Origin of the sequence: Rhizobium hidalgonense (assembly GCF_005862185.2) — a bacterium.
Classification (GTDB): domain Bacteria; phylum Pseudomonadota; class Alphaproteobacteria; order Rhizobiales; family Rhizobiaceae; genus Rhizobium; species Rhizobium hidalgonense.
This window is the reverse complement of sequence record NZ_CP054027.1, coordinates 1485098-1500521: the sequence shown is the minus strand read 5'-3', so window position 1 is coordinate 1500521 and position 15424 is coordinate 1485098. Positions and strand designations below refer to the sequence as shown.

Here is a 15424-nt window from a genome sequence, read left to right as displayed (position 1 = left end):
GTGCATGCACCGGTTATTTTTACTCTACGAAACTGTTTCTCATTATAGTTGAAAAAAGCACCCGTGCGGTATCAGCACATTTCGCGACGTGACAGAAAGATGAAAAGGGTGTGCAATGTCGCCCGTGATTCGAGTTTCGGAAAATCGACGATTGGCAGTCAAATCTGCACAGAGTCGATGCCGGACAGCACGTGCCGATCCGCGCCTGAGGTGATGGAAACGGCCGCATACGGCCGTAAGCCAATCATTCGAATCGGTCGCCGCCGGCGCAGTTCAGCCGTTGAATGCCTTCTCCAGTGCGGCGACATCGATCTTGACCATGCCGAGCATCACCTCGGTTACGCGCCTGGCCCGCTCGCGATTGTCGTCGGCGATCATTTCGGAAAGCATGCGCGGCACGATCTGCCAGGATAGACCCCAGCGGTCCTTCAGCCAGCCGCAGGCCTCCGGCGTGCCGCCATTGGCGAGAAAGGCATCCCAGACCCGATCGATCTCGTCCTGGCTCTCCAGCAGAATCGCGATCGAAAAAGAATGGTTGAAGCTATCGAGCGGGCCGGCCCTCATCGCCAGAAAGGCCTGATCGCCAAGCGTGAACTCGATCAGCTCGACGCTGCCAGGAGGTCCGCTCGGCGTTTCCGCCGGAAGGATGGTCGTACGGCCGATCCTGGAATCCGGGATGATGGACACATAGAATTCGACGGCTTCGCGCGCTTCCTCAGCGAACCAGAGATTTGAAACGACCTTCGCCATGATACAGCCTCCTTGTTGACGATTGATCCGGACCACTGTCCGATGATCCAAGGACGCCCCGCCGGCGTGGGTTCCGACAGAGGGCGGCTGAAATTTTTCGGTCGTGTCGCCGCTTCCGTATCCAGCGGCCCGGCCGCCATGCAAACCCCTTGGGATAGCGGCGACTTGGGAATGAAAGCAGAACATCTTTTCTGGTCTTTCCTTCCCGAATCACTACATTACGCGCCATGAGCAATAGTTTCGATGATATCCCCTTCTTCGACGAAGAGCCGGGCGAGATGGCGCGCAAGCCGCAGCCGCCTGCCGCGCCCGCCGGAAGGCCGCCTGCCACCGGTGGCATTGCCGCCCGCGCCATGGCGGCCCGCGACGGCGGCAGCCGGCCGGATTATCTCGCCGGTCTGAACCCCGAGCAGACCGAAGCCGTCGAAACTTTGGAAGGCCCTGTCCTCGTGCTTGCCGGTGCCGGCACTGGCAAGACGCGCGTGCTGACGACGCGCATTGCCCATATCCTCAATACCGGCCGTGCCTTCCCATCACAGATCCTCGCCGTCACCTTCACCAACAAGGCCGCCCGCGAGATGAAGGAGCGCATCGCGCTACTGGTCGGCGGCGCCGTCGAAGGCATGCCTTGGCTCGGCACATTCCACTCGATCGGCGTCAAACTTCTGCGCCGCCACGGCGAGCTCGTCGGCCTGCGTTCCGATTTCACCATTCTCGATACCGACGACGTCGTCCGCCTGATCAAGCAGTTGATCCAGGCCGAAGGCCTCGACGACAAGCGCTGGCCAGCCAAGCAGTTCGCCGGCATGATCGACACCTGGAAAAACAAGGGTCTCGCGCCGGCCGATATCCCCGAGGGCGACGCCCGCGCCTTCGCCAATGGCCGCGGCCGCGACCTTTATTTCGCCTATCAGGCGCGGCTGACCACGCTGAACGCCTGCGATTTCGGCGACCTGCTGATGCATCCGATTGCGATCTTCCGCAAGAACCCGGATCTCCTGAAGGAATATCACGGCCGCTTCCGCTATATCCTCGTCGACGAGTACCAGGACACCAACACCGCCCAATATATGTGGCTCCGGCTTCTCGCCCAGCGCGCCAAGGGAGAGCAGCAGAATGTCTGCTGCGTCGGCGACGACGACCAGTCGATCTATGGCTGGCGCGGGGCCGAAGTCGACAACATCCTGCGCTTCGAAAAGGATTTTCCCGGCGCCAAGGTCATCAAGCTCGAGCGCAACTACCGCTCGACCGAACATATCCTCGGGGCCGCCGCCCATCTGATCGCCCATAATGAAGGGCGGCTTGGCAAGACGCTGTTCACCGACCGTTCCGATCCCGACGACGTCAGGGTGCAGGTCCACGCCTCGTGGGATTCGGAGGAGGAAGCCCGCGCCATCGGCGAGGAAATCGAGCAGCTTCAACGCGGCAAGCATCTGCTCAACGACATGGCGATCCTCGTGCGCGCCTCCTTTCAGATGCGCGAGTTCGAAGACCGCTTCGTCACTCTCGGCCTCAACTACCGCGTCATCGGCGGCCCGCGCTTCTATGAGCGCCTCGAAATCCGCGATGCCATGGCCTATTTCCGCCTCGTCGCCCAAGCCGCCGATGATCTCGCCTTCGAGCGCATCATCAACACGCCGAAGCGCGGCCTCGGCGACACGACGGTGCGTGCGCTGCATGATTATGCCCGGGCCCGCGATATCCCGATGCTGGCGGCGGCCGCCGACATCATCGAGACGGACGAGCTGAAGCCGAAGGCGCGAAAAGCCCTCTTCGACGTGATTCAATCTTTCCGCCGATGGCAGGAACTGCTTGAAAACACGCCGCATACCGAACTTGCCGAGCAGATCCTCGAAGAGTCCGGCTATACCGATATGTGGAAGAACGACAAGAGCGCCGAAGCGCCCGGCCGCCTCGAGAACCTCAAGGAACTGATCCGCTCGATGGAAAGTTTCGAGTCGATGCGCGGCTTTCTCGAACACGTCTCTCTTGTCATGGATGCCGAGACCAACGAGAATCTCGATGCCGTCTCGATCATGACGCTGCATTCGGCAAAGGGTCTTGAGTTCGACACGGTCTTTCTGCCCGGCTGGGAGGAAGGCCTCTTCCCGCACCAGCGCTCGCTCGATGAGAGCGGCCGCGCCGGACTGGAGGAAGAACGTCGCCTCGCCTATGTCGGCATCACCCGCGCCAAGCACCGCTGCCACATCTGGTTCGTCTCCAACCGCCGCATCCATGGCCTCTGGCAATCGACCTTGCCCTCGCGCTTCCTCGACGAACTGCCGGAAACCCATGTCGAGGTCGCCGAAATGGAGCAGAGCTACGGCGGTTACGGCCGTGGCGGCTACGGCCAGTCCCGCTTCGACAAGGCGGAGCCTTTTGCCAATTCCTACTCCACCCCCGGCTGGAAACGCGCCCAGGCCAACAAGACCGACGCCACGCGCGACAATTGGGGCAGCCGCTCCGGCCACGCCGTCGAACGCATCGGTTATGGCGAAAGCGGCCCGAAGGGACGCACGATTGAAGGCGAACTTGTAGCGAAATCCACCTCGTCGGAACCGTCGAAGTTCACCCTCGGCGACCGCGTATTCCACATGAAGTTCGGCAACGGCAATATCACCGGCATAGAAGGCAACAAACTGACGATCGAGTTCGACCGCGCCGGGCAGAAGCGGGTGCTGGACGGGTTCGTCGAGCGCGTGTGACTCGGGATCAGCATGGCGTGAAAACGCTCACCCGAGCATCCGCATTCTTCCAAGACCCAGGACGTCGTTGACAAGCGCGATACCTATGCCCGCGGCAACGATTCCCAATCCGATCAGAAAGAGCCGGCGCGATCGATCGTATTTGACGGCAAAGAGGGAGTCGCGTGACAAGAGGTCCGCAAAGACCTTCACCTGAATGGCTATGCCGATGGTCAGGAACAACATCGGCGGGATATCGATGCGGCTCCAGTCATTGGGATTGGAAACCCAGACACTGATGAAATTAAGCGAGAAACCGAGGATAATCCCGGCCGCCGTCAGCGATCCGTTGCGGAACGTCGCATCGATCTTCTCGTTCGGCTCTGCCTCGGACATGGTTTCGCTTCCGGCTTGCGTCTGAGCAAGAAAGGCAGAAATCTCGGCCGGGAGCAAGATCGGCCGAGAGCATGATGCCGAAAAGTGAAAGCGGTTTTCGGGCGACGTCATGCTCTGACTCCTGTTCTAGACTAGTATCGCGCTTCGGGCGCGGCGGACGAAATGCCGTCGCGGTGAAGAGCCGGCGCACCGCTCCATGTCCTTTCCGCGAGCCGCGCCGAAGAGATCTGATGTGATCAGCGACGCCTAACTCGTTTTGCTGAACCCGGATAATTATAAAAATTCAATAATTCCAACGTGTTATTTTTGGTAACCGAAAAGTTAACGTGTCAAAACGTCGCTTTGACGCTTTCCGCAAATCAGCTTAGCCCGGAAGACGCCCGTCCATGAAAGGCGGGCTTCACGACGAACTTTTCGAAGGAGGTTCAAGTGACCAGTGTTTCATCTCTCGGCAGCACATTATCCCAGTACCAGTCTCCGCTTTCCAGCCTCGACAAGAATGGCGATGGCGTCGTTTCGGCGGACGAACTCGCCGCCGCATCGCAGTCCTCGTCATCCGGCACGGCTGCGACCCCCACCGACAGCGGCGACAGCAGTGCCGATATCCTCAAGAAGATCACCGGCGACATCCTGTCGCTGATGCTGTCCCTGCAGAAGACCGAGGGCAGCGACGATCAAAACGACGGTAGCGATCAAAGCGACGACTCTTCCAACGGCGTCTTCGCCTCGATGGATACGAATGGCGACGGCAAGTTGACCGAGTCTGAACTCCTCGCGGCCGATCCGAGCAGCATCAATACGTCAGGCGACAGCGATCCGCTCCTGACCAAGGTGTTGAGCGACATGCAGACAGCCCTTCAGGCCTACCACAATACCTACGGCTCTTCCGCCGCCGCGGCCGATACGGCAACCGACGAGGTGACCGCGGCCTAGTCGGCCGGGATAAGGCTCCGCCGGGGGGAGCCTCGATCCTTCTTTACCGCAAAAAAGCGCGCCCTTTCAGGCAGCCGCGTTTGCGGCCGTCGCCGGCTCTGCCGGCTTGCTGCTAGCTGCGATCCCGCATCTCATTTGAGCCTTGCCCTCCATTTCAGCACGACTGCCACTCCGGATTCTCTCAATGATTGCATTAGGATATGCTGTTTCAGTCATTCGCTACCGCTAGTACCAGAATTAGCACTTGCATCTGCGCCCCCGGAAATTCACTAGTTTATATGTTCAATGTGCTTGGCGTCTTACACTGAAATAAGCGAAGGGATTGGCCTTGATGAAAGCGCTGCTGCTCGTCGATATTCAGAACGGCTTCTGCCCGGGCGGCAATCTGCCGGTGCCGGATGGCGACAAGGTGGTTCCCATCGCAAACAGCCTGATCGACAGCGGCACATACGACCTGATCGTCGCCTCGCAGGACTGGCATCCGCCGGGCCATGGCAGTTTCGCCTCTGCCCATCCGGGCGCGGCGCCTTTCGAGATGGGCGAACTCTCCGGCAAGCCGCAGATGATGTGGCCCGACCACTGCGTCCAAGGTACGCTCGACGCCGAATTTCATCCCGCGCTGAAATCCGCTGAGATCGATCTGATCCAGCAGAAGGGCGAGGATCCCGATATCGACAGCTACTCGGCCTTCCGCGACAACGACCGCGATGCCTCGACAGGCTTATCCGATTTCCTCGAGGACCAGGGTGTCACCGATCTCGACGTCTGCGGGCTGGCGACCGACTATTGCGTCAAGTTCTCCGCGCTCGACGCGCTGGAGATGATCCCCGGTGTCCGCGTCCGCTTCATCGAGGATGCAAGTCGCGGCATCACCCCCGACGGCGTCGCCGCCGCCATCGACGAAATGCGCTCGCACGGCATCGCGATCATCGACAGCTCTAAGGTGCTGACCGGTTAACTCACGCTAAAACGCGTCGCAATCTTTCAGACCATCTTACTTCATAACATAGACGTCGTAGGTCTCATCGCTCCCGGCAGCCGGGCCGAAGCGTTTGACGAACTCTGTCGCATTCTGGAAAGCAGAAATATCCTCCGGCGTCAGGGACAACCGCCAAACGTAGCTTTCCCGCAAGGAGACGGGTGCAGCAATCTGGTCGAGCCGCTGCGAAAGAAGAATGACGACAGGCACCTGCTCACCCTGCTGCAATCGACGTGCCGCTTGCAGTATATCGGCAAAGCTGAGCGAAAGCCGCGCGTTGCGGGTATATCGCACGATGGCGCCGAACCGCTCCTCCCGCAGAAGATAGGTGCGATTGGAAACATAATAAGGCAGCGCTTCCACGAGATAATCGGGATCTGCCATGATGATCGCATCCTTGAGATCGGGGCGCGATTGAATGAACGCACCGAAATCCTTGCTCCGGCTGAAGGGTATTTCGGCCACGAAGGTCCGATTGACCTTTTCGATACCGGACACGACCTGCAGTGCCAGCAGTACCAGGAAGCACAGGCGCCCGAACTTTACGCCGCCGCCGGCAGCCTTGATGGCGGCAACGTCCGCTCCTACACGTTGGAAGGGTGTGGTCGAGGCGGTCATCGCGGTCATGAAAACCAGCCAGAGCGCCTGATGTCTGTATCCGCCGGGATAGACAAGCGTAAAAAGCAGCGACAGTCCTACCAGCACCAGTCCAGCTGCGATCATTGCCGGCCGTCGGTTTGCCAACGCGAACAGGCTGCCGTAGATAAGGACGGACATCAACGCGGCGAAGATACGGAACGCCAACGGATAGGCCATCATCAGTTCAAGAATGCTGTCGGGATAGAAGGACATAAAATGCGAACTAGGCAGGGCCAGAGCACGAAGGGCAAGCACAGCGAAATTCTCGCCGCTGAGATCGTTCTGCCCCGTATCATTGAAGGTTGGATAGACAGTGAGGAAACACAGAACAATGCCAACCGCGGCGACGGCAGCGGCTGTCGCGAGGGCTCGATATTCCCTCAAAGGAGGCCTTGGCCGCACCAGCACCAGATCAAAAAACCAATAGGCCAGGAAGCCGCCGACAAGGACGACCGAATGGACGTTGGTATTCGCCAGCAAGGCAAACAACAGGCCGATCGATAGTCCGTTGCGTGCTCCTTTCTCCCAGGTCAGGACGATCAGGAAAATCAACAACATGCTGATGCCGTAATTTCGCGACATCGCAGCGTATTCGAAAATCGAAAAGCTGCCGAACAGCGAAAGCAGCATGATGGGAAGCGGCAGTTTCAGCCTGAAAACAAGGAGATAGGCTGCTGCCGCCGCAATCACCAGCGCCACGGCCTTGAGGGCGACGGGTGAGCCGACCACGACATAGGCCGTGCGCAGCAGGATATACCAAAGAGCAGGATGCCCCTCGCCATGCAGCTGGCGAAGCATATCGGCGAAATTGTCGCCCTGAAGGGCCAGCGACAATGCACGGACCTCGTCGCGCCAGACGGTTTCGGACCAGCAAAGTGCAGACGCAAGCGCAAGCCAGACCAAAAAAATCAACGGCTTGCCGAGCTTCGCAAAACGCGGCTCATCAACAACAGAGACAATCAAGGCCAAATGACACGCAACCCGGTGAATGACAGCGTGACGACCATATCGGCAGCGACATAATTTGGCGTTAAGTGAAGGCTCTGATTTTATTTTCAGGTGCTAGAGTTTTTGTTTTCTCTCTCGAGAAGATGAATGTCCTCGGCCACGTCTTCTATTCTCTTCAACAGGGCGGCCTGAGCATCTCTCAGCCCTCGATTGTAGAGGTACGGCCCGATCTCCTCGGTGAAGAAATCGAGCAGGAATTCGGCCGGCAAGGCGCCGATGGGGTCGAGTTCCCGGTCGAAATAGGCGCGGATGCGCGAAACGATTTCAGCCTTTTCTTCCTTCGAAAACTCGATCTTCTTCATGGGTTCCTCTTTGCCGGTGCGATCAGGGCTTTGATGGTTCAGCGAAATCGATTGGTCAATCAACGAAATTCAATTGCCGCGGCTACCCTTAGACCATAAGTGAAAGCTGAATTTCCAACAGGATCACCTATATGAATCGCGCCGACTTTGTTGAAGGTTTGCGGGGCGGCTCCGCTGTTGCGCTTGCATCGGCGCCCTTTGGCGCTCTCTTCGGAGCGCTGGCGGTCGAAAACGGCATGTCGCTCTCCGAAGCCGCCTTCATGAGCGCCACCGTCTATGCCGGCGCCAGCCAGATGGTCGGCATCGAACTCTTCGGTCACAATGTCCACGCCTGGCTGATCGTGCTGTCGATCCTCGCCGTCAATTTCCGTCACGTGCTCTACTCGGCGGCGCTGGCGCGTTACATCGGCCATTTCACGCCGGTGCAGAAATTCTTCACCTTCTTCCTGCTCGTCGATCCGCAATTCGCCGAAGCGGTAAAGCGCGCCGAGACCGGCCGGCAACTCGCCTTCGCCTGGTATTTCGGCTTCGCCATCATCATCTACATTCCTTGGGTGCTGATCAGCGTCGCCGGCGGCATGCTCGGCGGCTTCATCGGCGATCCCAAGGCCATAGGCCTCGACATCCTGCTGCCGGCTTATTTCCTCGGCATCGTCCTCGGCTTCCGCAAGCGAGACAATTTCCTGCCTGTGGCACTCGTCAGCGCGGTGGCGTCCGTATTCGCCTATCGCTATGTCGGCTCACCCTGGCATGTCAGCCTGGGGGCTGCTGCCGGTATCGTACTCGCCGCCGTACTGCCTTTGCCGCCGCAAGAGCCTGATCTCGAAGCCGACGCCCTTCAATCCGAAATGCACGAGGTCTGAGCCATGGAATTCGATCTTCACATGGCGCTCGTCATCCTCGCCGCAGCAGCCGCGACCTTCGCCACCCGCATCGGCGGCTATATCCTCATCACCCGAATGAAGAGCATTCCCCCGCGCGTGGAGGCGGCGCTGAATGCCGTGCCGGCGGCCGTACTGACGACGCTGGTTGCCCCTGCCTTCTTCACCGGCGGCTGGGAATCGAAACTGGCGCTAATCGTCGCCCTCTTCATCGGCCTGCGCTTCAGCCATACGTGGATGCTGGTCGCCGCCTGGATCGTCGTGATGAGCTGGCGCCACACGATCGGCGCCTGAGCACCGGCCTAAAGCCGGCGCAGAACTCAAGGCATTACAGCGTCGGCGACACTGTAATGCCGTTTTCTCAGTATTCCAGCGGCAGCGTCGCGTTCTCGAGCCATGCCCTGACATCGTGATCGTGGATCAGCGGCATCAGCGCCTCGCACGTGCGGCTGTGATAGTCGTTGAACCAGTGCAGTTCGTCATGGGTCAGAAGCTCTGGAATGACGAGGCTGCGGTCGATCGGGCAGAAGGTCAGCGTCTCGAAACCGAGCATAGCCGTGTCGCCGCCCTCGATCTCCTCGGCTCCACGCACATAGATCAGGTTCTCGATGCGGATGCCGAAGCTGCCGGGCCGGTAATAGCCCGGCTCGTTCGACAGGATCATGCCGGGCAGCAATTCCTGCGTCGAAAGCCTGGAGATGCGCTGCGGCCCCTCATGCACCGAGAGATAGGAGCCGACGCCATGCCCCGTGCCGTGCGCGAAATCGGCCCCTGCCCGCCACAGCGCGATGCGCGCCAGCGGATCGAGGTCGCAGCCGCGCGTCCCCTTCGGAAAACGTGCCGTGCTGATTTGTATCATGCCTTTCAGCACCAGCGTGAAGAACCGGCGATGCTCCTCCGACACCGCACCAATGCCGACCGTGCGGGTGATGTCGGTCGTGCCGTTGATATATTGCGCGCCGGAATCGATCAGGAAGAGCTCGCCCGCCTCGATCATCCGGTTGGATTCGGTCGTCACGCGGTAATGCATGATCGCCGCATGTTCGCCGGCACCCGAAATCGTGTCGAAGGAAATGTCCTTCAGCGGGTTCTGCATGCTTTGGCCGACGCGGGCACGCACCGCTTCGAGGTGCTCGGCGGCAGCAATTTCGCTCACCGTGCCGGGTTTTTCCTGCGAAAGCCAATAGAGGAATTCAACCATCGCCGCCCCATCCTGCAGATGCGCGGCGGCCGAGCCGTTGATTTCAACGTCGTTCTTTACCGCGCGCGGCAGCTTGGCGGGATCAGCACCCTCCACCCCTTCGCCGCCCGCCTTGCGGATAATCTCGGCCAGCGCATAAGAGGCGATATCCGGGTCGATCAGAACACGGCCCCCATCCCTGGAAACGGCAGCGAGCCTCTCCTCCAGCGCCGAGGGCGGCAGCTGTGTGCAGATCTGCGCGAGATAGGCCTCGGGCTCGATGCCGGTCTTGCGCTTGTCGAGGAAAAGATCGGCCCGCCCATCGGCATGGACGATGGCGCGCGCCAGCGGATGCGGCGTATGCGGCACGTCGGCGCCGCGAATGTTGAAGGTCCAGGCGACCGAGGAGGGATCGGCGATCAGCACTGCCGCCAGATTCTTCTTCGAAAGATCGGCGGCGATCGTGGCGATTTTATCCCTGGCAAGCACGCCGGCCTGGCCGACATTCTGGATGCTGACCGCGCCGAGCGGCTCGGCCGGCCGGTCGCTCCAGAGCTTGTCGAGTGGATTGTGCGGCAGGAAGACCAGCGTGCCACCGATCTGGGACAGCGCTCGTTCCAGACGGCGCACCTCGGCACCCGCGTGCAGCCAGGGATCGATGCCGAGTCGAAGGCCCTTGGCTCCGTTTGCGGCCAGCCAGAGATGCGGCGGCTCGTTGACGAGATCGCCACCCGAAAAAACCGACCCGTCGACCTGTTCGGCAAGCTGCGTCACATAACGCCCGTCGACGAAGACGATCGCCTGCGTGCGCAGAACCATTGCAACGCCGGCCGAGCCGGTGAAGCCCGTCAGCCATGCCAGGCGCTCCGAACATGCGGGAACATATTCGCCGTTGAACTCGTCGGCACGCGGTACGAGGAAGGCGTCGATGCCGAGCGAATCGAAAGCAGCGCGTAGCGCCGATACCCGATCCCTGCCGAATTGAGGCGTGGAGGTGACTTCGAAGGACTGGAACATGCTGGAAACCCGAATGGTTGAGACGAATCCGGTAAATGGGATGGCGGCTATGTTAGCGAAATTTCAATCGATGGGGAGAAAAAGCGACGAAACGAGTCGAAACCCTCGGTGCCGCCCAATATTTTGACTGAACTGTGACGCTAAAAGTTAATTTGGCACGCTTTATGCATTGGCCGCATGGCTCCCATGAGCGAAACCCTCTGCCTCCGCTTTTCAGAATAGCTATATAGGCGACATCGAACGGTTCGCGATGAACCTGCAACAAAGGAATTTTTGAAATGACCGCCTCTCTCTCGCGCTTCGCATATAGCAGCCCGGTGCAGGCTGGCGAACGCCAGACCGTACGTCACGTCATCGGCGCCCGCCGGCCGCAGAACGACGACAGCCTGAAGCTGCTCGGCGCCGGCCAGCGCGCCACGCGCCACAACGGCGCCCCCAGCTACGCGTTCTAAGTCTGAAAGCCCGTCCGTCTCCTCCCTCCCGGACCGGCCTATTGGAATGCAGTAGAGCCCGCTCGAGCGCTCCTCCCCTTGAGCTCGCGGGCATTGACCGGATAGACCGGTCCAAGGCGGTGCCATCGGCACCGCCTTTTTTGTTGTATTCGGAAGACTTTCCTTCAGGGTAGTGCGAGAAGCGCAGGATAATCCCCTCGCCTCACCGCCCAAAATCACGGCCGATCGAAATGGATCGTCACCCAGCCATTCCGCCAGATCGTCCGGACATGCCGAAGCCTCGCGCCGCTGTAGGCGGCGATCACCTTCCAGCGCTGTGCGGCGAGAATCCCCGAAAGGATGACCGATCCGCCGGGCGCAAGATGCGTCGCAAGCTTCGGCGCCATGCGCATTAGAGGCCGGGCGAGAATATTGGCGATGATCAGATCGAAGGGACCATGCTCGGAAAAGGCCGTCGAATGAAAGCCCGGCGCAGTGCGGGTGACGATGCCTGAGGCGATGCCGTTGCGGCGCACGTTTTCCGCCGCTACCCGCGTCGCAATCGGATCGATGTCGGTCGCCAGCACCGGTATGTTCTTAAGCTTGCGCACCGCAATCGCCAGCACGCCGCTGCCGGTGCCGAGATCGAGCGCGTTGCGGACCGGGCGCGAGCGCACCACGGCGTCGATCGCCTCGAGGCAGCCGGCCGTCGTGCCGTGATGGCCGGTTCCGAAGGCCTGGCCGGCATCGATCTCGATGGCGATATCGCCCGGGCGCACCTTATCGCGGTCATGCGAGCCGTGCACCAGAAAGCGCCCCGCCCTGACGGGCTTCAGCCCCTCCAGCGATTTCACCACCCAGTCGACATCTGGAATGACTTCCCGCTCCAGGCGGGCACCAGGAAAGGCGCTCTTGAGAGCTGCCTCGACGCGGGAGCGCACATCGGCCTCGTCCTCGGTCATCATATAGATCGAGGCTTCCCAAATATCTTTTTTCTCATCAATTTCGGTGGTGCCGATGGCAAAGTCTTCTTCGCCGAAGACCTCGCTCAGAAGGTCGAGAATCTCTTCAGCCTTGCTCTCGGTCGTCGTCACGTAAAGGCGGATTTCACTCACGATAGGCGGTCTTTCCCGTTTCCGTTGCCCGCCACGGGTCGAGTCAACGCCTCATCACCTGAAGCCATCACCCCTTGTTGACGAGATTCTCCAGCTTCTTTACCGCCGTGTCCGGATTTTCGCCATAGGCGATCGTTCCGGCAAATCGCCCGGCCGAATCGAGCAGGAAGACCGAGGCGGTATGATCCATCGTATAGTCGCCGTTCGTATCCTTCTCGTCGATCGGCACCTTCTTGGCGTAGACGCGGAAACCCTTGATGACCTCGGCAATCTTGTCGGGCGCGCCTGAAATGCCGGTGATGCGCTTGGAGACGTTGGAAACATATTCGTTCATGATCTCGGGCGTGTCGCGCTCAGGATCGACGGTGACGAAATAAGCCTGCAGCTTGTCGCCCTTCGGGTCGACCTTTTCCATCCAGCCGTTCAGCTCGAAAAGCGTCGTCGGGCAGACTTCGGGGCAATGGGTGAAACCGAAGAACAGTGCCGTCGGCTTGCCGCGCAGCGCCTGCTCAGTGATCGGCTGCCCGCTCTGCGAGACTAAGGTGAAGGGTACGCCGTAGGGCGATTCCGCCACGACATCCCCGGACTTCGTGGGGTAGAACTGAACCGCGCCGAGAACGCCGGCAAGTATCAGGACGCCGACCCAGACGGCGATGCGGAATGTCTTCATTGGCGTGATCCTCGCTCCAGGCGGATGTGCCGCCCGCCCTTGCCCGCGTGATATAGTCCCGATCGGACGCACGCAATTCAAGAATATGTTTCCCAAGCCGTGATGAATTGTCTCACCGGTAGAAATTGCCACGGTAACGAAGTCCCTGCGGAACCTGCATGGACAAAAAGTCCCACGCATTTCAACAGCTTACCTTTAAAGCGCGTCGTATCAAACTTGCCTCATACGACGGGCTTTGGCTTTTTGTTTTCACGCATGTGGTCATCCCCCGCCGCACATTTCAGGGCGACATGCGTTCGAGAGGCGGGCAATCGCAAAATACATATCGTTAGGAAAGACTTAAGCCGTCACATCTATATTTAAAAGCCATCGCTTCTCCCGCCGGGGACAACTGGGAAGAATTCTGATCATGAACAACAACAATGCCATCAAGCAGTCGGGCTCTTATCTCGAAATCGTTTCGTTTCACCTGGGCGATCAGGAATTCTGCATCGACATCATGGCCATCCGCGAAATCCGCGGCTGGGCGCCGGTGACGCCGATGCCGCATACCCCGCCTTACGTGCTCGGTCTCATCAACCTGCGCGGCGCGGTGATCCCCGTTATCGACATGGCCTGCCGCCTCGGCATGAAGATGACCGAGCCTTCCGAGCGCTCGGCGATCATCGTCACCGATATCGCCGGCAAGTTGGTCGGCCTGCTCGTCGAACAGGTTTCCGACATGATGACCATTAAGAGCGAAGACCTGCAGCCGCCGCCGGAAATCATCCCGGAAGCCCAGCGCGCCTTCTGCCGCGGCATCGTCGCGCTTGAGAAGACCATGGTCTGCTTCCTGAACCTGGATACGGTTATTGCCGACGAACTGACGCAGGCGGCTTGATATTATTTATACTGATGTTGAAAGGCCCGGCTCGTCCGGGCTTTTTTGTTTGGTGCGGTGCGCGAGCGTGGCAGGGTTCAGACTCTCTTGTGGGCAGGGATTAGGGCGGCATATTCTCCGACCAGAACCTTCCGCCTACGGCTTCCCATTCTTCCACGTCACGTTCTGCCCATAGAGCGGAATCGTCGAAATCGACATCTTCGCCGAGCCATCCGTCAATTCCCTGGAATGGGCGAGATAGATCAGCGTGTCATTGGTCTTGTCGTAGATGCGGTTGACGACCAGCGTCTTCCAGATCAGCGACATGCCCTGCCGGAACACTTCGCTTCCATCCTTGGACAGGTCGATATTGCCGATCTCGATCGGCCCCGTCTGCCGGCAGGCGATGGAATTGTTGGAGGGATCTTCGAACCAGTTGCCGTTCTTGAACCGGTCGATAAGGCTGCGGTCGAAATAGGTGACGTGGCAGGTGACGCCCTTTACCTCCGGATCGGAGACCGCCTCGACGATGATGTCGTTGCCGATCCAGTCGACGCCGACCTTGCCGACGACTTCGGCCGAGGCAGCACCTGCGGAAAGGGCAGCGAAGGAAAAGGCGGCGAGAAGAAGATTGCGCGGTTTGGACATGGCGGCTCCCTGAGTGATCCGCATTCTAGATAAGTGCGCCCCGATGCTTTGCAAGAAATGGCGGCCTGAGGAAGCGATCAGCCTTTCCGGCACGTGCAGGGCTCGTAGGCCTGCGCCGTCAGCCGGCCGGGCCGCATGCCGATCAGCGCGGGTATGGCGTGAACGGCATTGGCCTTGACCGCTTTGGCCATCTCGATGGCAGCGGCCGCGCAGACGACGGCGTCCTCGGCGGCGTTGTGGTGCACGAAACGCAGGCCGAGATGCTCGGCGATCAGGTTCAAACGATGCGAGAGGAAGTGCGGCCAGATCCGCTGCGCCATCTTCAAGCTGCAGAGATAGGTCAGCTCCGGATAGGATTGCCGGTAGTGATCGAGGCTCGCCCGCCAGACGCTGAAATCGAAAGCGGCATTATGGGCGATCATGGTGGCGCCGCTGATATCGTCGTGGAACTCGTCCATCACCTCGGGAAATTCAGGTGCATCCTCGACATGCTCCGGCCGAATGCCATGGATCGCAATGTTCATCCCGGAAAAGCGCATGTCCCGCGGCCGGATCAGCCGTTCCTCGACACGAGTGACCCTGCCCTCCTCGATCCAGGCAAGGCCGACGGAACAGGCGCTGCCGCGCTGTTCGTTCGCCGTCTCGAAGTCAATCGCGATGGTCTTCAAATCAGTTATCCGAATCATTTCCCGGAGAACAGAAATACCGTCCCGGTTCCGGCCGCGCAAATTCGACACGACGCACGGTTGACTTTTCAACCGACATATCGAAACTTTCCGCCATGATCGGTTCCGTGACCATGGCAGCGCTTATCCATCACACCACCACCCTTGAAGGGTACGTGGGAGCGATGGCGCGTTAGCAGCGATCCGATCATCCCGAAAACCCTGCCGAGGCGACTAGGGTTTTCAGAAACTCGGGCTCTCCTCCTG

Annotated in this window: 16 protein-coding genes; 7 read left to right on the top strand and 9 right to left on the bottom strand. The window is 59.8% G+C overall.

Annotated features, from left to right (window positions below):
• Window positions 1-273: 273 nt before the first annotated feature.
• A complete protein-coding gene (locus tag FFM81_RS07065; protein ID WP_128398011.1) occupies window positions 274-750 on the bottom strand; it encodes a VOC family protein in 477 nt (158 codons plus the stop codon).
• A gap of 227 nt (window positions 751-977) precedes the next feature.
• Between FFM81_RS07065 and FFM81_RS07060 the strand changes: the two genes are divergently transcribed.
• Complete coding sequence (locus FFM81_RS07060) at window positions 978-3455, top strand: ATP-dependent helicase (RefSeq protein ID WP_003564991.1); 2478 nt, start codon at window positions 978-980, stop codon at window positions 3453-3455.
• Between the two features lie 27 nt (window positions 3456-3482).
• Here the strand turns inward: FFM81_RS07060 and FFM81_RS07055 are convergent, their stop codons facing one another.
• On the bottom strand, window positions 3483-3830 hold the full coding sequence (locus FFM81_RS07055; RefSeq protein ID WP_003564993.1) for a hypothetical protein: 348 nt from the start codon (window positions 3828-3830) through the stop codon (window positions 3483-3485).
• 429 nt (window positions 3831-4259) lie between these two features.
• Between FFM81_RS07055 and FFM81_RS07050 the strand changes: the two genes are divergently transcribed.
• Both FFM81_RS07050 and pncA read left to right on the top strand, forming a co-directional pair.
• On the top strand, window positions 4260-4763 hold the full coding sequence (locus tag FFM81_RS07050; protein ID WP_138385723.1) for an EF-hand domain-containing protein: 504 nt from the start codon (window positions 4260-4262) through the stop codon (window positions 4761-4763).
• 331 nt (window positions 4764-5094) lie between these two features.
• Window positions 5095-5721 (top strand): bifunctional nicotinamidase/pyrazinamidase, encoded by a 627-nt coding sequence (gene pncA / locus FFM81_RS07045; RefSeq protein WP_138385722.1) that lies wholly within the window; start codon window positions 5095-5097, stop codon window positions 5719-5721.
• Window positions 5722-5757: 36 nt separating this feature from the next.
• Here the strand turns inward: pncA and FFM81_RS07040 are convergent, their stop codons facing one another.
• Both FFM81_RS07040 and FFM81_RS07035 read right to left on the bottom strand, forming a co-directional pair.
• Window positions 5758-7350, bottom strand: coding sequence for a hypothetical protein (locus tag FFM81_RS07040; RefSeq protein WP_138385721.1), 1593 nt, complete (start codon window positions 7348-7350; stop codon window positions 5758-5760).
• 86 nt (window positions 7351-7436) lie between these two features.
• On the bottom strand, window positions 7437-7691 hold the full coding sequence (locus tag FFM81_RS07035) for a DUF2164 domain-containing protein (protein WP_138385720.1): 255 nt from the start codon (window positions 7689-7691) through the stop codon (window positions 7437-7439).
• Between the two features lie 131 nt (window positions 7692-7822).
• Between FFM81_RS07035 and FFM81_RS07030 the strand changes: the two genes are divergently transcribed.
• Both FFM81_RS07030 and FFM81_RS07025 read left to right on the top strand, forming a co-directional pair.
• Window positions 7823-8554 carry an AzlC family ABC transporter permease gene (locus tag FFM81_RS07030; RefSeq protein ID WP_128398014.1) on the top strand — a complete coding sequence of 244 codons (732 nt, stop codon included), beginning with the start codon at window positions 7823-7825 and terminating at the stop codon, window positions 8552-8554.
• A gap of 3 nt (window positions 8555-8557) precedes the next feature.
• Entirely contained in the window at window positions 8558-8866 is a 309-nt protein-coding gene (locus tag FFM81_RS07025) for an AzlD family protein (RefSeq protein WP_003565005.1), read from the top strand.
• 67 nt (window positions 8867-8933) lie between these two features.
• Here FFM81_RS07025 and FFM81_RS07020 read toward each other — a convergent pair whose 3' ends face one another.
• On the bottom strand, window positions 8934-10769 hold the full coding sequence (locus FFM81_RS07020) for an aminopeptidase P family protein (protein WP_138385719.1): 1836 nt from the start codon (window positions 10767-10769) through the stop codon (window positions 8934-8936).
• 278 nt (window positions 10770-11047) lie between these two features.
• Here FFM81_RS07020 and FFM81_RS07015 point away from each other — a divergent pair, with 278 nt between their 5' ends.
• Window positions 11048-11221, top strand: coding sequence for a hypothetical protein (locus FFM81_RS07015; RefSeq protein ID WP_003593393.1), 174 nt, complete (start codon window positions 11048-11050; stop codon window positions 11219-11221).
• Window positions 11222-11436: 215 nt separating this feature from the next.
• Here FFM81_RS07015 and FFM81_RS07010 read toward each other — a convergent pair whose 3' ends face one another.
• Window positions 11437-12315: a 50S ribosomal protein L11 methyltransferase gene (locus FFM81_RS07010; RefSeq protein ID WP_138385718.1), complete on the bottom strand. Its 879-nt coding sequence runs from the start codon at window positions 12313-12315 to the stop codon at window positions 11437-11439.
• Window positions 12316-12382: 67 nt separating this feature from the next.
• Window positions 12383-12985, bottom strand: a complete 603-nt coding sequence (locus FFM81_RS07005) for an SCO family protein (protein ID WP_138385717.1) — start codon at window positions 12983-12985, stop codon at window positions 12383-12385.
• Between the two features lie 409 nt (window positions 12986-13394).
• On the opposite strand from FFM81_RS07005, the gene FFM81_RS07000 reads away from it, so the two are divergent.
• The gene (locus FFM81_RS07000; RefSeq protein WP_003565015.1) at window positions 13395-13865 is read left to right on the top strand and encodes a chemotaxis protein CheW; all 471 of its coding nucleotides are present in this window, start codon (window positions 13395-13397) and stop codon (window positions 13863-13865) included.
• Between the two features lie 135 nt (window positions 13866-14000).
• On the opposite strand, the gene FFM81_RS06995 is transcribed toward FFM81_RS07000, so the two are convergent.
• Both FFM81_RS06995 and FFM81_RS06990 read right to left on the bottom strand, forming a co-directional pair.
• The gene (locus FFM81_RS06995) at window positions 14001-14492 is read right to left on the bottom strand and encodes a CreA family protein (protein WP_003565018.1); all 492 of its coding nucleotides are present in this window, start codon (window positions 14490-14492) and stop codon (window positions 14001-14003) included.
• A gap of 77 nt (window positions 14493-14569) precedes the next feature.
• Window positions 14570-15160 carry a 3'-5' exonuclease gene (locus tag FFM81_RS06990; RefSeq protein ID WP_003565020.1) on the bottom strand — a complete coding sequence of 197 codons (591 nt, stop codon included), beginning with the start codon at window positions 15158-15160 and terminating at the stop codon, window positions 14570-14572.
• Window positions 15161-15424: the final 264 nt, after the last annotated feature.